At 53.3% G+C, this 18,332-nt stretch carries 15 protein-coding genes; 8 read left to right on the top strand and 7 right to left on the bottom strand.

Going from position 1 to position 18,332, the window contains the following annotated elements; genetic code table 11:
* Positions 1 to 207 precede the first annotated feature (207 nt).
* The 7 genes from cyoE to AC1RKC_RS17315 all read right to left on the bottom strand — a co-directional run bounded on the left by cyoE (position 208) and on the right by AC1RKC_RS17315 (position 7,551).
* Positions 208 to 1,098 carry a heme o synthase gene (gene cyoE / locus AC1RKC_RS17345; RefSeq protein WP_020825484.1) on the bottom strand — a complete coding sequence of 297 codons (891 nt, stop codon included), beginning with the start codon at positions 1,096 to 1,098 and terminating at the stop codon, positions 208 to 210.
* Between the two features lie 17 nt (positions 1,099 to 1,115).
* Positions 1,116 to 1,454 (bottom strand): cytochrome o ubiquinol oxidase subunit IV, encoded by a 339-nt coding sequence (locus AC1RKC_RS17340; RefSeq protein WP_020825485.1) that lies wholly within the window; start codon positions 1,452 to 1,454, stop codon positions 1,116 to 1,118.
* A complete protein-coding gene (locus AC1RKC_RS17335; protein WP_046374351.1) occupies positions 1,451 to 2,068 on the bottom strand; it encodes a cytochrome o ubiquinol oxidase subunit III in 618 nt (205 codons plus the stop codon). Before AC1RKC_RS17335 ends, AC1RKC_RS17340 begins: the two co-directional genes overlap by 4 nt.
* Positions 2,058 to 4,049: a cytochrome o ubiquinol oxidase subunit I gene (gene cyoB / locus AC1RKC_RS17330; protein ID WP_020825487.1), complete on the bottom strand. Its 1,992-nt coding sequence runs from the start codon at positions 4,047 to 4,049 to the stop codon at positions 2,058 to 2,060. Before cyoB ends, AC1RKC_RS17335 begins: the two co-directional genes overlap by 11 nt.
* Before the next feature lie 4 nt (positions 4,050 to 4,053).
* Positions 4,054 to 5,001: a cytochrome o ubiquinol oxidase subunit II gene (gene cyoA / locus AC1RKC_RS17325; protein ID WP_041414273.1), complete on the bottom strand. Its 948-nt coding sequence runs from the start codon at positions 4,999 to 5,001 to the stop codon at positions 4,054 to 4,056.
* A 439-nt stretch (positions 5,002 to 5,440) separates the two neighbouring features.
* Positions 5,441 to 6,919, bottom strand: a complete 1,479-nt coding sequence (ampG, locus tag AC1RKC_RS17320; RefSeq protein ID WP_046374350.1) for a muropeptide MFS transporter AmpG — start codon at positions 6,917 to 6,919, stop codon at positions 5,441 to 5,443.
* 53 nt (positions 6,920 to 6,972) lie between these two features.
* Positions 6,973 to 7,551: a lipoprotein gene (locus AC1RKC_RS17315; protein WP_006319785.1), complete on the bottom strand. Its 579-nt coding sequence runs from the start codon at positions 7,549 to 7,551 to the stop codon at positions 6,973 to 6,975.
* Between the two features lie 365 nt (positions 7,552 to 7,916).
* Between AC1RKC_RS17315 and bolA the strand changes: the two genes are divergently transcribed.
* The 8 genes from bolA to AC1RKC_RS17275 all read left to right on the top strand — a co-directional run bounded on the left by bolA (position 7,917) and on the right by AC1RKC_RS17275 (position 18,217).
* Positions 7,917 to 8,231 (top strand): transcriptional regulator BolA, encoded by a 315-nt coding sequence (gene bolA, locus AC1RKC_RS17310; RefSeq protein WP_004940361.1) that lies wholly within the window; start codon positions 7,917 to 7,919, stop codon positions 8,229 to 8,231.
* Between the two features lie 366 nt (positions 8,232 to 8,597).
* The gene (gene tig / locus AC1RKC_RS17305) at positions 8,598 to 9,902 is read left to right on the top strand and encodes a trigger factor (RefSeq protein WP_020825490.1); all 1,305 of its coding nucleotides are present in this window, start codon (positions 8,598 to 8,600) and stop codon (positions 9,900 to 9,902) included.
* Between the two features lie 623 nt (positions 9,903 to 10,525).
* Positions 10,526 to 11,149: an ATP-dependent Clp endopeptidase proteolytic subunit ClpP gene (clpP, locus tag AC1RKC_RS17300; RefSeq protein WP_020825491.1), complete on the top strand. Its 624-nt coding sequence runs from the start codon at positions 10,526 to 10,528 to the stop codon at positions 11,147 to 11,149.
* 163 nt (positions 11,150 to 11,312) lie between these two features.
* On the top strand, positions 11,313 to 12,584 hold the full coding sequence (gene clpX / locus AC1RKC_RS17295; RefSeq protein ID WP_020825492.1) for an ATP-dependent protease ATP-binding subunit ClpX: 1,272 nt from the start codon (positions 11,313 to 11,315) through the stop codon (positions 12,582 to 12,584).
* Between the two features lie 194 nt (positions 12,585 to 12,778).
* Positions 12,779 to 15,133, top strand: a complete 2,355-nt coding sequence (lon, locus tag AC1RKC_RS17290; RefSeq protein WP_020825493.1) for an endopeptidase La — start codon at positions 12,779 to 12,781, stop codon at positions 15,131 to 15,133.
* A gap of 216 nt (positions 15,134 to 15,349) precedes the next feature.
* Positions 15,350 to 15,622, top strand: coding sequence for a nucleoid-associated protein HU-beta (hupB, locus tag AC1RKC_RS17285; RefSeq protein WP_006319790.1), 273 nt, complete (start codon positions 15,350 to 15,352; stop codon positions 15,620 to 15,622).
* A 182-nt stretch (positions 15,623 to 15,804) separates the two neighbouring features.
* Complete coding sequence (gene ppiD, locus AC1RKC_RS17280; protein WP_046374348.1) at positions 15,805 to 17,688, top strand: peptidylprolyl isomerase; 1,884 nt, start codon at positions 15,805 to 15,807, stop codon at positions 17,686 to 17,688.
* A gap of 139 nt (positions 17,689 to 17,827) precedes the next feature.
* Positions 17,828 to 18,217: a ComEA family DNA-binding protein gene (locus AC1RKC_RS17275; protein WP_046374347.1), complete on the top strand. Its 390-nt coding sequence runs from the start codon at positions 17,828 to 17,830 to the stop codon at positions 18,215 to 18,217.
* Positions 18,218 to 18,332 lie beyond the last annotated feature (115 nt).

The following is an 18,332-nucleotide window of genomic DNA, read 5'->3' as shown; positions in this document are numbered from 1 at the left end:
GTTTTTCTGCGAGACAAATAAAATGGGCCGCTAAGCGGCCCATAGAGAGCGGACAAAGACCTCAGTAGCTAGTAGTAATGCATTGAGTACTAATAGAAACAAAGGATTATATCTCTGCCTTGCCCCAAACATCCGAAAACCACGTTTTTCGGGTGTTTGTCATCAATTTAATGGGCCGCTAAGCGGCCCATTCACAGACGATTTGGCTTACCAGACGTAAGTCATCAAGGTTTCCGGCGAGGCCGAAGCGCTGAAGTCGATAGACATCATCACGCTAAGCGAGGTAATGGCAACAATCGAGAACACAAACAGTTTGCGTGCCCAAACGCTGTCATTTTCGGCTTTGTAACCACGCAGCGCCATCCCCAGCCACCAAACGCTCACCGCCGCAGCGACGATCAGGTATTTGTAGCCGGCGTAGCCGCCCAAAGTCAGCATCAGCGTAGCAACCATAAACGCCACGATGTAGACGGTGATGTGGTTCTTCGCCACCGAGATGCCTTTGACGACAGGCAGTACCGGAATGTTGGCCGCCTGGTAATCTTTAAAGCGGAAGATGGCAATCGCATAGGAATGCGGCATCTGCCAGAGGCTAAAGATAGCCAGCAGGATCAACGCACCGGCATCGAACTCGTTGGTGACTGCACAGTAACCGATAACCGGTGGTGCAGCGCCCGACAAGCTGCCGATCAGCGTGCCATATACCGAGTGGCGTTTCATGTACAGGCTGTAGACGCCGACATAAACCACAAAGCCCATCACCGCCAGCCACATGGCCAGCGGGTTGGCGCCAATATACAGCAACGCAAAGCCCGCAATACCCAGGGCGGTAGCGTAAACCAGGCTTACACTCGGCGCGATCAGGCCTTTTACCAGCACCCGATTCTTCGTTCTCTCCATTTTCTTGTCGATGTCGCGGTCAATGTAGTTGTTAAACACACAGCCCGAAGCGACAACCAACGAGACACCCACCAGGGTGGCGAGAAACAGGGGATAGTCGATGCTTCCTTTGGAAGCCAACAGGAATCCCCCGACGACAGAAATTAAATTGCCGAAAATAATTCCTGGTTTAGTTACTTGCAGGTATTGCTTAATCATCACGTGCAGCTCGACTCTTAACTGACCATCATATTGATGTTGAGGTTGTACATAATCCAGAGTGAACCCACAACAACGATACCGATGATCATAGCGGTGAACAGCAATGCCACCAGGTTCCAGCGCTCTTCCGATGAGGTATTCATGTGCAGGAAGTAAATCAGGTGAACGACGACCTGAATCACTGCCATGCCAACAACAACCGCCAGGATGGTTGAGTGAGAGGCGGTACCGCTCATCACCATCGCAAATGGAATCACCGTCAGGATGATCGACAGAATAAAGCCGATCAGATAGGTCTTGACGCTACCGTGGCTTGCGCCGCCGTGAGAAGTTTCATGGGATGAATGACTCATGACATAACCCCCAGCAGGTAAACAACGGTGAAGACGCAGATCCAGACCACGTCCAGGAAGTGCCAGAACAGGCTCAGGCACATCAAACGGGTTTTGTTGGTTGCAGTCAGGCCACGCTTGCTGACCTGAATCATCATGATGATGATCCAAACCAGACCGGTAGTTACGTGCAGACCGTGGGTCGCAACCAGCGCGAAGAAGCTGGACAGGAACGCACTGCGATCCGGGCCATAGCCTTCAACGATCAGGTGATGGAATTCGTAGATTTCCATCGCAACGAAGCCCAGACCGAACAGGAAGGTCAGGAACAGCCAGGTGTTAACGCTGCTTACCTTGCCTTTGTTCATGCCGATCATCGCCATACCGTAGGTGATGGAGCTGAACAACAGCAGGAAGGTTTCAACCAGGACAAACTTCAGATCGAAGATGTCTTTGCCAGAGGGACCGCCAGCGGTCCCGTTCACCAGTACTGCATAAGTCGCGAACAAGCTCGCAAACAAAATACAGTCGCTCATCAGGTAGATCCAGAATCCGAAGACTTTGGTCTCTCCTGCGTCGTGGTGCCCATGCTCTGCATGGGCTGCGTTATGGTTAGTCAGAGTATCAGTTGACATGTTTCACGCCTGCTTTGCTGATTTGTTCATAGTGTTGGTTTTCAATGCGCTCGATCTCATCAACCTGCACATAGTAATCAACATCTTCATCGAAGCTCTTGGCAATCCAGGTCACGATCATACCTACGAAGGCAGCGATCGCCATCCACCAGATGTCCCAGATCATCGCGAAACCAAATACCAGGCTGAAGCCAGCAATAATAACACCGGCACCGGTATTCTTCGGCATATGAATCGGTTCGTATTTAGCCGGTTTCTTATAAGCTACGCCTTTTTCTTTCATGTCCCAGAATTCATCACGGTCATGAATCTGTGGCACTACGGCAAAGTTATAGAACGGCGGTGGAGACGAAGTCGACCACTCCAGCGTACGAGCACCCCATGGGTCACCGGTCAGGTCACGGTTCTGCTCACGGTCACGCACACTGACGAACACCTGAATCACTTGGCACAGGATACCGCAGGCAATCAGAGCCGCGCCGCCAGCCGCTACCAGCAGCAGTGGGTGGAACTCTGGGTTGATGTTCTGGCTGATACGACGAGTCATACCCATAAAGCCCAGAGCATACAGCGGCATAAAGGCAACGAAGAAGCCGATGATCCAGAACCAGAACGCACGGATACCCCATTTTTCGTTCAGCGTGAAGCCGAAGGATTTAGGGAACCAGTAGGTCAGGCCCGCGAAGCAACCGAACACCACACCACCAATGATAACGTTATGGAAGTGGGCAATCAGGAACAGACTGTTGTGCAGCACGAAGTTCGCGCCCGGCACGGCCAACAGAACACCGGTCATACCACCCACGGAGAAGGTGATGATGAAGCCGATGGTCCACAGCATAGCGGAGTTGAGCTGAATGCGGCCTTGGTACATGGTGAACAGCCAGTTGAAGATTTTCACCCCGGTAGGGATGGAAATGATCATGGTGGCGATACCGAAGAAGGCGTTTACGTTCGCGCCGGACCCCATGGTAAAGAAGTGGTGCAGCCATACGATGAATGACAGAACGGTAATCGCGATGGTTGCCCATACCAGTGAGGTATAGCCGAACAGACGTTTTCTCGAGAAGGTCGCGGTGACTTCGGAGAACACACCGAACACCGGCAGAACCAGGATATACACCTCTGGGTGACCCCAGGCCCAAATCAGGTTGATGTACATCATCATGTTGCCGCCCATATCATTGGTAAAGAAATGGGTGCCCAGATAGCGATCCAGGGTCAGCAACGCGATGGTTACGGTCAGAATTGGGAAAGAAACGATGATCAGGACGTTAGTACACAGAGCTGCCCAGGTGAACACCGGCATCTTCATCAGAGGCATGCCAGGAGCACGCATCTTCAGAATGGTGGCGAAGAAGTTCACACCGGTCAACAGGGTACCAATACCGGAAATCTGCAGACTCCAGATCCAGTAGTCGACCCCGACGCCAGGACTGTATTCCTTGCCCGACAGCGGCGGATACGCCAGCCAACCTGTCTGCGCGAACTCACCAACCCCCAGAGAGATGTTGATCAGCACTACGCCCACCACGAAGAACCAGAAGCTCAGGGAGTTCAGGAACGGGAAGGCAACGTCGCGCGCACCGATTTGCAAAGGTACCACTACGTTCATCAGACCGACCACGAAAGGCATCGCCATGAAGAAGATCATGATGACGCCGTGGGCGGTGAAGATTTGGTCGTAGTGGTGCGGCGGCAGGAATCCGGCCTCGCCGGCGGACGCAAGCGCCTGCTGACTACGCATCATGATGGCATCGGCGAAACCACGCAGCAACATAACCATTGCCACGATGATGTACATGATACCAATTTTTTTATGGTCAACCGAAGTCAACCAATCGCTCCATAGCCATTTCCACTTGCCGAAATAGGTTATCAGCGCCAGCAGTGCCAGGCCCCCAATAACAATTGCAGCAACGGTGACCATGATGATCGGTTCGTGGTACGGAACCGCATCAATCGTTAATTTTCCCAACATCAGTTTATTCCTCGGCTCCGGCGTGAGCATGTTCACCCATGTCCATACCCTGGCTCATGTCCATACCTTCGTGCGCGGTAGCGCCTTTGTGCATGTCCATATCACCCATGAATTTGCCAATAGTTTCTTTGAACAAATTCGGTTTGACACTGGAGAAGTACTCGACCGGGTTGTTTTCACTCGGCTCTGCCAGTTTGTTAAAGTCGCTGGTGGCGTTTAGGTTATTCGACGATGCTTTCACCTTGGCAACCCACTGATCGAAGTCGCCTTCGGTTGGGGTGACAATGGCGGTGAATTTCATGCCGGAGAACCCGCGACCGCTGAAGCTGCTTGAAATACCGTCGTATTTGCCTGCTTCATTGCCGATCAGGTGCAGTTTGGTCTGCATCCCGGCCATCGCATAAATCTGCCCACCTAACTGAGGAATAAAGAACGAGTTCATTACCGAGTTAGAGGTGATCTTGAATTCGACTGGAACATCTTTCGGGAAGGCCAGCTCATTAACCGTCGCGATACCTTGTTCCGGGTAGATAAACAGCCATTTCCAGTCGAGCGACACCACTTCGATCGTCATCGGCTTCTTGTCAGTGACAATCGGCTTGAACGGATCCAGTTCGTGGGTAGTCTTCCAGGTAATGGTGCCCAGGATGGCGATGATAATGATAGGAATGGTCCAGACGACCGCTTCGATCTTGTTGGAATGTGACCAGTTCGGACTGTATTTGGCGTCTTTGTTGGAAGCACGGTACTTCCAGGCAAAGGCGAACGCCATAAAGATAACTGGTATCACTACGATCAACATCAATGCGATTGCAGTGATAATCAGTGTCCGTTGCTCAACACCAATTGCTCCTTTGGGATTCATCAATACCATATTGCAACCACTGAGCATTACAGTGGAGGCAATTAATGACAACATCCCAATACTTTTATTGTATTTCTTAAGTCTCATCTAACGACCTCAATTACAAAGGCTCTATTGTCGTTTCATGTGTGCGGGCATTTTACGGGAAGGTTGCAGTACTGTAAACATGCTTAAGGGAGTGTCAGCGCCTTGTTGACACTTTCTGTTAAGGGTGTCACAGATGTCACGCTACGTGACAATTTACTAATGGCAACAACGCGTTGGCGCGCTGAATCGTTCCGGGTAATTCGTATGTTAAGGAAAACTAAAGGTATGATGAATCTTTCAGGTGAAAACGCTTTTTTGAAATACGAATGAAAGGTTTATTTAATGTAAAATAATTGTGTCTTAAAGGTGAATTTAATTTTATTTCCGAGCGCCGTACTCGGATAAAAAAATAATTTGGACGGGAATTATATTTTTTAACTAAATAAATACATCACTCTGATGCGTTTTTGTCGACCGGCACGATGGCCGGTCGACTCGATCAGGCCAGTCGGGTACGACGCAGTGCCAGATAGTCCAGCAGGCTCCCCATCGCAATACCCACCAGACTCAGCGCGGCGCCCATCTGCAGTAACCGATCGGCCAGGTTCGGCAAGAGGGTCCAGTCGAGCGCATTGGTGATAAGGAGGAGCAGCCACAGGCCCAGCATGGAGCAGCCAACCGTCAGCAGGCGCAATGCCCAGCGGTAAAACTGGCGGAATTCGGTACGCGGCATGAAGTTATCGGTACGTTGAGTATATTCCAGCGTCTGACGGCACAGGTGCAACAGCAGCAGACCAGGCACCGCGGCAACGATCGAGAATAAATAGAACAGTGGCCAGCCGTGTGCTTCAACAAACCATCCGGCAATCGGCCCGACGTATACCCGTCCGACGGCAGATAACGCCGACAGCAGGGCAAACTGGGTGGCGGAAAATGACTTGTTGCACAGCGTCATCAGCAACGCGACAAAGGCCGCGGTGCCCATGCCGCCACACAGGTTTTCCAGGAAGATGGCGCTGCCCATGGTCATGATGTTTTTATCGGTGACCGCCAGTATCCAATAGCCGAGATTGGAAACCGCCTGCAGAATGCCGAACAGCATCAGGGCACGGAACAGGCTGAGGCGTTGCATCAGCACGCCGCCAAACAGCGCGCCGACGATGGTGGCGAACAGGCCGAGCGTTTTGTTGACCAGACCGACTTCACCGGCATCGAAGCCGACGCCACGGATCAGGAAGGTGGTGCTCAGGCTGCCGGCAAAGGCATCGCCCATCTTGTACATCACGATCAGCAGTAAAATCAGCCAGGCATTGTTACGCGCAAAGAAATCACGCAGCGGAGCGACTACCGCCTGCTCCATGGTGCGCGGTGCCGGAATGCTGTCGTCGGGTTCAGGCGCCAGCAGGGTGGCAACAATACCGATCAACATCAAACCGGCCATCAACCAATAGGTCGACTGCCAGCCTAAGTAGCGGTCCGCCAGCCACAGCGCCAACCCACCGGACACCAGCATCGCCAGCCGGTAACCCAATACCGAGACAGCGGCACCGGTGCCGCGCTCTTCAGCGCTCAGCAGATCGGTTTTATAGGCGTCAAAAACAATATCCTGTGACGCAGAACAGAACGCCACCAGTACCGCCAATGCCGCCAGCCACCACAGGTGCTGTGCCGGCTGCATAAAGCCCATCGCCACAATTGACACCACCAGCAACAGCTGGCTGATCAGTAGCCAGCCGCGCCGCCGCCCGAGAAAAGGCGGGGTGTAGCGATCCATAAAGGGCGACCAGAGGAATTTGAACACATAGGCCTGACCGACCAGCGAAAAAATGCCGATGGTTTTCAGATCGATGTTTTCGACGGTCATCCAGGCTTGCAGCGTGCCGGAGGTCAGTGCCAAGGGCAGACCCGACGCGAAGCCCAGCAGCAGGAGGATGGCGGAATTACGCTGGGTGAAGATATTCAGATACTGTTTCGACATGAGTTCCCTGTCTGCACCGCCCGATGGTTCGGGCGGCACAAGGCGTTCGCGGATTAACGCGCGTTTTGCTTGATGAAGTCGTTGACGCTGGTGTCTTGCGCCATATCGGCAATAACGTCGCCCAACACGGTGTTGACCGCGTTAGTGATTTTCTCGTTGGTTGCCGTGAAGGCACCCTGAACGTTATAGGTTGAACGGTAGTTTTTCACCTGCTTGTTGCCGTTTTTGGCCTGGGCGGTAATAGAAATATCGGCCTTGGTGGTGATGTTGTAGCGCAGGTTGCCTTCGGAGACGTCTGCATACAGGTTATTGACGACGATTTGCAGATCAACTGCGCCGTCAGCGCCAATCATGTAGCCGCGTGCGCCCATTTGTTTCTCGAGCACTTCCTGCAGCAAGAAGCGCAGATCGCGTGATGGGGTCAACGTCACCAACTGGCCGTCGCGGTTCACTTTCGCCAGCGCCTGGTCCTGACGCTGATCCGCGCCGTTAATGCTGATGGTCACGCCCTGCAGGGTCGGATCCTGCTGCGGCAGGACGATCTTCGGCGTCACGTTCAGGGTGTTGCTGCTGGTGGCACAGCCGGCCAGCATCAGTGCGGCCAACAGTGGAAGGCAAAGTTTTTTTAACATAGTTACTGTCTCATTCTCGATGGATTTTATGTCGCCGCAAACTGCCAGGATTAACGAAGCGGGTTTGAGCAAGCTTTCTGTAATAATCAGAGCGGGATAGCCAACAACAAATTGTCGACATCATAGCATCGCCGCCGGCCGGAGGAAGCGCAGAACGCAATGGAGTGACAAATTTTTACCTGCCGTTGATAAAAACATGCTTTTTTGGCCGTCTCAATCAGATAAACCTCAAGCGACGGCGGATGTTGACCGTTTTTTGTCCGCAAAAAAGAGAAATTTACCTGAGGAATGGTCTAAAAGGGACGAAAGCGGCTAAGATTGAAATAGATGGGGGCGGTCCTCTGCCGGTGTAGTAAGGAGATCCTATGATTCGCGAGCAAATAGAAGCAAAGTTAAGGGCGGCGTTTGAGCCCGCGTATCTGGAAGTCGTTGATGAAAGTTATCGTCATAACGTTCCGGCGGGTTCAGAAAGCCATTTCAAGGTGGTATTGGTTAGCGATCGCTTCGTTGGCGAACGCTTCCTGACGCGGCATCGTTCGATTTACGGCGTGCTGTCAGAGGAGTTGGCGGATGGCGTACATGCGCTGGCGTTGCACACCTACACCCTGAAAGAGTGGGAAGGGTTGCAGGATACCGTGCCGGCGTCTCCGCCTTGTCGTGGGGCCGGAACCTTGGCCTGACGGCTAAATTTGCGGTATCAGTGGAACTTTGACCACGATTTGGGGTATTACTACAGACGAATTTTGGAACGGCCTGCGGGCCGTTTCTGTTTTTGACGACGACATAGCCGATGCGTAATGCAGCGAAGGCCGGGTCGGCTTCGGCGGCCTTTTGGCGATCAAATCGGCAAAAGTGTGAGTTTTAGCGCGCCGCCGCCGCCTTGCTTTCCTCGACTCGCTCCGCTTGCGCCGCTATAATGTCGCGTCTTATTTTTCCGGAATGGTTTCGGGACGCTTCTGTCATCAGGAAACTCGGTTCTGTAATGTAGCCGTCCTGGTTCTTGGAACGGAGTTGACCGAGCACTGTGATTTTTTTGAGGTAACAAGATGCAAGTTTCAGTAGAAACCACTCAAGGCCTTGGGCGCCGTCTCTCTATTACTGTACCCGCTGATACTATCAAGCAGGCTATTAAAAAAGAGCTGATCAACGCGGCAAAAAGCGTTCGTATCGATGGCTTCCGTAAAGGCCATGTACCGATGAACATCGTTGAGCAACGTTATGGCGCTTCCGTTCGTCAAGACGTGCTGGGCGAAGCGATGCAACGCAGCTTTGTTGATGCGATCATCAAAGAAAAGATCAATCCGGCCGGCGCACCAAACTACGTGCCGGGCGAGTACAAAGAAGGTGAAGATTTCACTTTCGCGGTTGAATTCGAAGTGTATCCGGAAGTTGAGCTGAAAGGCCTGGACAGCATCGAAGTTGAGAAGCCGGTTGTTGAAGTTAACGACGCCGACGTTGACACCATGCTGGACACCCTGCGCAAGCAGCAGGCGACCTGGAAAGACAGCGATCGCGCAGCGCAAGCTGAAGACCGCGTAACCGTAGATTTCTCCGGTTCTATCGATGGCGAAGAGTTTGAAGGCGGCAAAGCCTCTGACTTCGTACTGGCTATGGGCCAGGGCCGCATGATCCCAGGCTTCGAAGAAGGTCTGGTCGGTCATAAAGCCGGTGAAGAATTCACTATCGACGTTAACTTCCCGGAAGATTACCACGCTGAAAACCTGAAGGGCAAAGCGGCTAAATTCGCTATCGTTCTGAAGAAAGTGGAAGAGCGTGAGCTGCCAGAGCTGACTGAAGAATTCATCAAACGTTTCGGCGTGGCTGATGGTTCTATCGAAGGCCTGCGTGCTGAAGTGCGTAAAAACATGGAGCGCGAGCTGAAAGGCGCAGTGCGTAACCGCATCAAGACTCAGGCAATCGACGGTCTGGTCAGCGCTAACGAAATCGACGTTCCTGCTGCGCTGATCGACGGCGAAGTTGACGTTCTGCGCCGTCAGGCTGCACAGCGTTTCGGCGGCAACGAGAAGCAAGCGCTGGAACTGCCACGCGAACTGTTCGAAGAGCAGGCTAAGCGTCGCGTAGTTGTTGGCCTGCTGCTGGGCGAAGTGATCAGCACCAACGATCTGAAAGCTGACGAAGATCGCGTTAAGACGCTGATCGAAGAAATGGCTTCCGCTTACGAAGATCCAAGTGAAGTTGTTGAGTTCTACAGCAAAAACAAAGAGCTGATGAACAACATGCGCAACGTTGCTCTGGAAGAACAAGCGGTTGAAGCCCTGCTGGCAAAAGCGAAAGTGACTGAAAAAGCCACTACCTTCAGCGAGCTGATGAACCAGACTCAACAGGCGTAATGTCTGTACGCCAGGGCGCAATCTAACGCGCCTTCGGGGCTGGCTTGCCGGCCCCGGCGTTAAAAAAGCCCGTAACCTTCGGTTGCGGGCTTTTCTTTTTGCCACGTAGCTGATTAATCTCAGGTTAAGCGTGACAATATGCACTATATTTACCCTGTTGCTCTTGGGACAGTCTGGCATGATGGTCATCGTCGACAATGCTGGCCGCGTTAAAATACGCAGTTGGGCTTGAAATTCTGTCAGCGGCCCCAATCTGTAAAATGTATATATACCCTATAGCTTTCAAGTCGCAGTCAGGCGCCCAGCTCGCTCATCCTCAGGCGCTTACTCGAGTAAGTCACTGGGGTGAGCGGCAAATCTGTCGGGAACAGATTTGAACGCGGCTTGCAGCGGCCCCTAAGGGGCAAGACCCACTGAGGGGTCTTGTAAGCAGGTAACAACGCTGCGACTTGAAAGATGATGGGTATGGGCTGTTTGCCAGAGTGCGCGGTATGAGAAAAACCGTCGGGTACGTGTGGCGCGGGTCGAATGCTTGAGCATAGTCATCATGACCGTTCTCAAGTAGAATCGGTGTAATAGGGTGTAACCCTGGCCGCCAAGGCAATTTCTATTAGGAGACGGTAATGTCATACAGTGGCGAACGAGATCAATTTGCACCTAACATGGCCCTGGTGCCGATGGTGGTAGAGCAGACTTCACGCGGGGAGCGTTCTTACGACATCTATTCCCGCCTGCTGAAAGAGCGCATTATTTTCCTGACCGGCCAGGTCGAAGATCACATGGCCAACCTGATTGTGGCGCAGATGCTGTTCCTCGAAGCGGAAAGCCCGGAAAAAGACATTTACCTGTACATTAACTCCCCGGGTGGCGTGATCACCGCTGGCATGTCAATCTATGACACCATGAAGTTCATCAAGCCGGACGTCAGCACCATTTGTATGGGCCAGGCGTGCTCGATGGGCTCTTTCCTGCTGACCGCAGGTGCCAAGGGCAAACGCTTCTGCTTGCCGAACTCACGCGTGATGATCCACCAGCCGCTGGGCGGTTATCAGGGCCAGGCGACGGATATTGAAATCCATGCGCGTGAAATCCTGAAGGTGAAGGCACGCATGAACGAGCTGATGGCAGAGCATACCGGCCAGTCACTGGAGCAGATCGAACGCGATACCGAGCGCGATCGCTTTATGACCGCGGAAGAAGCGGTAGAATACGGTCTGGTTGACGGCATTCTGACGCACCGCAAGTAAGTACTACGCGGCTGGCGAGGTATATGTGCGAGCCGATAGGCTATAGTAATCAGAGCGGGCGCAGCTCGCTCTGGTGAGCATAATCGGCGTTCCCGGTATGCGTTTTGGGCGCACTGCCGCCGTGATATTCCTGCGGGACAAAGACTAAAGAAGAGGTTTACTGATGACAGATAAGCGCAAAGACGGTTCAGGAAAGCTGCTGTACTGCTCTTTCTGCGGCAAAAGCCAGCATGAAGTGCGTAAGCTGATTGCCGGTCCGTCAGTGTATATCTGCGATGAATGTGTTGACCTGTGTAACGACATTATTCGCGAAGAGATTAAAGAAGTTGCCCCGCATCGTGAGCGCAGTGCGCTGCCGACGCCGCACGAAATTCGCCACCACCTGGATGACTATGTCATTGGCCAGGAGCAGGCGAAAAAAGTACTGGCGGTAGCGGTGTATAACCACTACAAACGCCTGCGTAACGGCGATACCAGCAACGGTATCGAGTTGGGCAAAAGCAACATTCTGCTGATTGGCCCGACCGGTAGCGGCAAAACTCTGCTGGCAGAAACGCTGGCGCGCTTCCTGGACGTGCCTTTCACCATGGCCGACGCTACCACGCTGACCGAAGCCGGTTATGTGGGTGAGGACGTGGAGAACATCATCCAGAAGCTGCTGCAGAAGTGCGACTACGACGTGCAGAAAGCACAACGCGGCATCGTCTACATCGATGAAATCGACAAGATTTCCCGTAAGTCAGACAATCCGTCCATCACCCGTGACGTGTCGGGTGAAGGCGTGCAGCAGGCCCTGTTGAAGCTGATCGAAGGCACCATTGCCGCGGTTCCGCCGCAGGGTGGCCGTAAGCATCCTCAGCAGGAATTCCTGCAGGTTGATACCTCGAAAATCCTGTTTATCTGCGGCGGCGCATTTGCCGGCCTGGATAAGGTGATTGGTCAGCGCGTCAATACCGGTTCCGGTATCGGCTTCGGCGCGACCGTGAAGGGTGAAGCTGAGAAAGCGACCGAAGGCGAACTGCTGCTGCAGGCTGAGCCGGAAGATCTGATCAAGTTTGGCCTGATTCCTGAGTTCATCGGTCGTCTGCCGGTCGTGGCAACCCTGAGCGAACTGAGCGAAGAAGCGCTGATCCAGATCCTGAAAGAGCCGAAAAATGCCTTAACCAAACAGTATCAGGCATTGTTCAATCTGGAAGGCGTGGAACTGGAATTCCGTGAAGAAGCGCTGAACGCCATCGCCAAGAAGGCCATGACGCGTAAAACTGGTGCACGTGGTCTGCGCTCCATTGTAGAAGGCGCGTTGCTGGACACCATGTATGACCTGCCATCCATGGACAGCGTCGATAAAGTGGTGATCGATGAATCGGTTATCGCCGGCCAGTCCAAGCCTTTGCTGATTTACGGCAAACCGGAAGCACAGGCTTCAGGCGAATAATTCGCCAGTCAAACCAGAAAGTTAATGTCAAAATGGGGGATTTTATCCCCCATTTCTTTTTCCTGCATTCTTGCCGTTGAATGTAAGAGATTCATCCCCATATACTCATTAACCAGATTTTATGAAACGTTTGATGCTTGCGTCTCATGAGATTCCCCTCAACCTGGCGGAAGTTAAACTTAAGAGAGAGCTCTATGAACCCTGAGCGTTCCGAACGCATTGAAATCCCCGTCTTGCCGTTGCGCGACGTGGTGGTTTATCCGCACATGGTGATCCCGTTATTTGTTGGCCGGGAAAAATCGATTCGGTGCCTCGAAGCAGCAATGGATCATGATAAAAAGATCATGCTGGTGGCACAGAAAGAGGCCTCAACGGATGAACCTGGCATTAATGACTTGTTCTCTGTCGGCACCGTAGCGTCGATTTTACAGATGCTAAAACTGCCAGACGGCACGGTAAAAGTGCTGGTAGAAGGCCTGCAGCGGGCACGTATTACTACGCTTTCCGATAGCGGGGAGCACTTTGCCGCCCAGGCAGAATATCTTGAGTCACCGGCGATTGACGAACGTGAACAAGAAGTCCTGGTGCGCACCGCAATCAATCAGTTTGAAGGCTACATCAAACTGAACAAAAAAATTCCACCGGAGGTGCTGACGTCATTGAACAGCATCGACGATGCTGCACGCCTGGCGGATACCATTGCCGCGCACATGCCGCTGAAACTCAGCGACAAGCAGTCGGTACTGGAGATGTTCGATATCACCGAACGTCTGGAATACCTGATGGCGATGATGGAATCGGAAATTGACCTGCTTCAGGTTGAAAAACGTATCCGTAACCGCGTCAAAAAGCAGATGGAAAAAAGCCAGCGCGAGTACTATCTGAATGAGCAGATGAAGGCGATTCAGAAAGAACTGGGCGAGATGGACGACGCGCCGGACGAGCATGAAGCGCTGAAGCGCAAGATTGAAGCGGCGAAAATGCCGAAAGACGCGCGTGAAAAAACCGAAGCGGAACTGCAAAAGCTGAAAATGATGTCACCCATGTCTGCGGAAGCGACCGTGGTCCGTGGTTACATCGACTGGATGCTCCAGGTGCCGTGGAATGCGCGCAGCAAGGTTAAAAAAGACCTGGTTAAAGCGCAAGAAGTGCTCGATATCGATCACTATGGCCTGGAGCGAGTCAAGGACCGTATTCTTGAGTATCTCGCAGTACAGAGCCGCGTAAGCAAAATCAAAGGGCCTATCCTGTGTCTGGTGGGGCCTCCTGGCGTAGGTAAAACCTCGTTGGGGCAGTCGATCGCCAAAGCAACCGGTCGCCAGTATGTGCGTATGGCGCTGGGCGGCGTGCGTGACGAAGCGGAAATTCGCGGTCACCGTCGTACCTACATCGGTTCGATGCCGGGTAAACTGATCCAGAAAATGGCCAAGGTCGGGGTGAAAAACCCGCTGTTCCTGCTGGACGAAATCGACAAGATGTCTTCCGACATGCGTGGCGATCCGGCTTCGGCATTGCTTGAAGTGCTGGATCCGGAACAGAACGTGGCGTTTAACGATCACTACCTGGAAGTGGATTACGATCTGTCCGACGTGATGTTCGTTGCTACCTCGAACTCGATGAACATTCCTGCGCCGTTGCTGGACCGTATGGAAGTGATTCGCCTGTCCGGCTACACCGAGGACGAGAAGCTCAATATCGCCAAGCAGCACCTGCTGCCGAAGCAGCTTGAGCGTAACGCCCTGAAAAAAGGTGAGCTGACGGTCGACGACAGCGCCATCATTGGCATTATCCGTTATTACACCCGCGAAGCCGGGGTGCGTAGCCTGGAGCGTGAAATCTCCAAGCTGTGCCGTAAAGCGGTGAAAACGCTGCTGATGGACAAGAAGATCAAGCATATCGAGATCAACGGCGACAACCTGAAAGATTATTTGGGTGTGCAACGCGTTGACTATGGCCGTGCCGATACCGAAAACCGTGTGGGCCAGGTCACCGGCCTGGCGTGGACGGAAGTGGGCGGCGATCTGCTGACTATCGAAACCGCGTGCGTGCCGGGCAAAGGCAAGCTGACCTACACCGGTTCTCTCGGTGAAGTGATGCAGGAATCGATTCAGGCTGCGCTGACCGTGGTCCGTGCGCGTGCAGACAAACTGGGTATCAACGCCGATTTCTACGAGAAGCGCGATATTCACGTGCACGTGCCGGAAGGCGCGACCCCGAAAGACGGCCCGAGTGCCGGTATCGCTATGTGTACCGCGCTGGTGTCTTGCCTGACCGGTAACCCGGTTCGTGCCGATGTGGCAATGACCGGTGAGATCACTTTGCGTGGTCAGGTACTGCCGATTGGTGGCTTGAAAGAGAAACTGTTGGCTGCGCATCGCGGCGGCATCAAAACCGTGCTGATCCCGTATGAGAACAAGCGCGATTTGGAAGAAATTCCGGACAATGTTATCGCCGATCTGGAGATTCATCCGGTGCAGCGAATCGATGAGGTTTTGAACCTTGCGTTGCAGAATCCGGCCTTCGGCGCACTGCCGGTAGCGGCAAAATAGTGACGAATCGCAAAAACCATTGATAAAACTTATGCTGGCAAGTCATTTCGGACTTGCCAGTCTTTTTTTGTACCGCTAAGTTAGAAAGCTGTCGGCCCGCGTTTTGTCACGCTTTCGGTGGCTTGCCAAGGTTCGATGGGATTGATATAACAGCTGCGCTGTCGCAACCGTAGGGATTTTCCGGTGCGACGATTGAATTCTAGAGGGGATGATAGAGTGAATAAGTCACAACTGATCGACAAAATTGCCGCAGGTGCTGATATTTCCAAAGCGGCAGCTGGGCGTGCTTTAGATGCAGTGATTGCATCTGTTACCGAATCCTTGAAGGAAGGGGATGACGTGGCGCTGGTTGGTTTCGGTTCTTTCACCGTGCGTGAGCGTTCTGCCCGTACTGGCCGTAACCCACAGACCGGTAAAGAGATCAAAATCGCGGCAGCCAAAGTTCCGGCCTTCCGTGCAGGGAAAGCGCTGAAAGACGCAGTAAACTGATTGTTTGCGTCTAACCGTTTAGCGTTGCAGGGTTTAGCAATAAACAATCACCTGACGCAACGGTGCTGGTAAGGTAAGATATAAGGCGCATCAGATTGATGCGCTTTTTTTATTTTTGTCGCAGGGAACGCGCCTGCACAAGGGTGTTTTTAATCCACATCACAGCGGAGTGTTGTCACACTATGATGGACAATTTACGCGCGGCAGCTAATCACGTCGTGCTCAAAATCATCCTGGGCTTGATCATTTTGTCATTTCTTTTGACAGGGGTGGTCAGCTATCAGGGGAGTGCCGGTGATTATGCAGCGAAGGTCAATGGCCAGGTGATCGAGCGTGCTCAGCTGGAACAGGCTTTCCAAAGCGAACGCAGCCGCATGCAGCAACAGTTGGGTGACCAGTTCTCCGTACTGGCGGGCAACGAAGGCTATATGCAGCAGATGCGCCATCAGGCACTGTCACAGCTGATCGACAACATGCTGCTGGACCAATATGCCAAGAAATTAGGCCTGAGCGTCAGTGACGATCAGGTGAAGGAAGCCATCCGTAAAGCGCCTTACTTCCAGACAAACGGCCAGTTCGATAACGCTAAATATCTCGATCTGATTAGCCGCATGGGTTACACCGCCGATAACTTTGCGCAGTCAATGCGTCAGCAGTTGGTTAATCAGCAGGTGATCCAGGCCTTCGGCGAGTCAGGTTTCATCCTGCCAACCGAAGCGCAAGGGATGACGTCACTGGTGCTGCAGCAGCGCGATGTGCGCCTGGCTACGCTGGATCTGAAAGCGTTGCAGGCCAAGCAGACCGTGACCGACGACGAGCTGAAAGACTACTACAGCCAGAACAAGAACAGCTTTATTGCGCCGGAGCAGGTCAAAGTAAGCTACATCCCGATGGACGCCGCCTCTATGCAGGACAAGGTGACGGTAGCAGATGCGGATATCAGCGCCTATTACGACCAGCACAAAAGCAGCTACGGCCAGCCTGAGCGCAAGAATTACAGCGTGATCCAGCTGAAAACCGAGGCGGAAGCCAATGCGGTGCTGGACGAGCTGAAAAAAGGCGGCGATTTCGCCACCCTGGCGAAAGAAAAATCCACCGACATCATCTCACGCCGTACCGGTGGCGAGCTGGGCTGGCTGGAGCCGGACACCACGGCAGACGAGCTGAAACAGGCAAACCTGACCGAAAAAGGCCAGCTTTCCGGTGCAGTGAAGTCCTCTGTGGGCTATCTGGTCGTACGTCTGAACGATATCGAGCCGGAAAAAGTGAAGCCGCTTAGCGAAGTGCGTGATGCCATCGCCAAGCAGGTTAAGCAGGAGAAGGCGGTAGACGCCTATTACGCGCTGCAGCAAAAGGTGAGTGAAGCGGCGACCAGCGATAACGAATCTCTGGCCTCAGCCGAAGAAGCCGCCGGTGTGAAAGCGACTCAGACCGATTGGTTCACCCGCGACAACATTCCGGCTGCGCTGAACTTCAAACCTGTCGTCCAGTCGATTTTCGACGGTTCACTGATTGGCGAAGGCGGCTCTCCGGGCAGCAACTCCGATGTAATCACCGTTGATGGCGACCGTGCCTTCGTGATCCGCGTTTCAGGCCACAAGCCAGAAGGCATTGAGCCGTTCGATCAGGTAAAAGATCGCGTGGCGGAATTGGTCAAGCGCAACAAAGCCGAACAGGAAGCGAAACTGCAGGGCGAAAAGCTGTTGGTTGAGCTGAAACAGGGCAAGGGCGACGAAGCGATGAAAGCGGCCGGCCTGAGCTTTGGCAGCGTGCAGAAGATGGCACGCGCGCCGGAAGACAGCCAACTGGTGCAGAGCGTGTTCGCGCTGCCGCACCCGCAGGAAGGCAAACCGGTATACGGCATGTCGCAAGACCGTCAGGACAACGTAGTGCTGATTGCACTTGATGCCGTGACGCCAGGCAGCCTGTCGGCGGAAGAAATGAAAACCTTCGTCAGCAAAATGGAAGAAGGTGCTACCGGCGTCTCCTTTGACTCGCTGCTGGCCAGCTTGCGTAAAGAAGCCAAAATCACCATGGGTGCCGCTGAGCAGCAACAGCCTCAGTAACGCGCCGCAGTTTTCTGCAACGCAATGCAATTCCAAAAGGCCGCTCTCGCGGCCTTTTCCATATCTGTTATCCGCCAATTGCTGAAGTTCACCCGCTGCGGCAAGGTGAGCTTGCTGTTAAACACAAGGAGGATACAGCATGCAACTTGCAGAAATGAAAGCGGTTAATGGATATGGTTTCAGCCTCAAAGTTTTGCTGGCCGCGGCCCTGATAGGTTTGGCCGGGCCATCGATGGCCGCTGAGGAAAAGAGCACGACCGGTCAGCCGGTGTTATCAGCACCAGCGATGAAAGCAGGGCAAGGCACTGAAGCCGCAGTCGGCATCGACGATGAGGCATCGGTCAGTATCAATCAGGCCGATGCCGAGCAGCTGGCCAGTGTATTGAAGGGGGTGGGTTTGAAGAAAGCGGAAAGTATCGTGCGCTACCGTGAGCAGAATGGTCCTTTTACGCAGATTGAGCAGCTTCAGGAAGTGCCGGGTATTGGGCCCGCCCTGTTTGAACGGAACCGTGCGCGGCTCAAAATGTGATATCTATCACGGCTGCATGGCAAAGTGCCCATGCAGCCCTTTTTCCTCTGCTACATTTTACAGGTCTTACCAGTTTGGCGACTTGACCAAACGGGTGAAGGAGCCATCAGTGGCT

The organism is Serratia sp. GW822-FHT06E05, assembly GCF_058799445.1.
This window is presented reverse-complemented; position numbering and strand designations above follow the sequence as displayed.

Coding starts and splice junctions, on each gene's coding strand:
- lon (WP_020825493.1), top strand. CDS start 12,779: ATGAACCCTGAGCGTTCCGAACGCATTGAAATCCCCGTCTTGCCGTTG.
- AC1RKC_RS17315 (WP_006319785.1), bottom strand. CDS start 7,551: ATGTTAAAAAAACTTTGCCTTCCACTGTTGGCCGCACTGATGCTGGCC.
- tig (WP_020825490.1), top strand. CDS start 8,598: ATGCAAGTTTCAGTAGAAACCACTCAAGGCCTTGGGCGCCGTCTCTCT.
- ppiD (WP_046374348.1), top strand. CDS start 15,805: ATGATGGACAATTTACGCGCGGCAGCTAATCACGTCGTGCTCAAAATC.
- ampG (WP_046374350.1), bottom strand. CDS start 6,919: ATGTCGAAACAGTATCTGAATATCTTCACCCAGCGTAATTCCGCCATC.
- cyoE (WP_020825484.1), bottom strand. CDS start 1,098: ATGATTAAGCAATACCTGCAAGTAACTAAACCAGGAATTATTTTCGGC.
- clpP (WP_020825491.1), top strand. CDS start 10,526: ATGTCATACAGTGGCGAACGAGATCAATTTGCACCTAACATGGCCCTG.
- cyoB (WP_020825487.1), bottom strand. CDS start 4,049: ATGTTGGGAAAATTAACGATTGATGCGGTTCCGTACCACGAACCGATC.
- AC1RKC_RS17340 (WP_020825485.1), bottom strand. CDS start 1,454: ATGAGTCATTCATCCCATGAAACTTCTCACGGCGGCGCAAGCCACGGT.
- bolA (WP_004940361.1), top strand. CDS start 7,917: ATGATTCGCGAGCAAATAGAAGCAAAGTTAAGGGCGGCGTTTGAGCCC.
- AC1RKC_RS17335 (WP_046374351.1), bottom strand. CDS start 2,068: ATGTCAACTGATACTCTGACTAACCATAACGCAGCCCATGCAGAGCAT.
- clpX (WP_020825492.1), top strand. CDS start 11,313: ATGACAGATAAGCGCAAAGACGGTTCAGGAAAGCTGCTGTACTGCTCT.
- cyoA (WP_041414273.1), bottom strand. CDS start 5,001: ATGAGACTTAAGAAATACAATAAAAGTATTGGGATGTTGTCATTAATT.
- AC1RKC_RS17275 (WP_046374347.1), top strand. CDS start 17,828: ATGCAACTTGCAGAAATGAAAGCGGTTAATGGATATGGTTTCAGCCTC.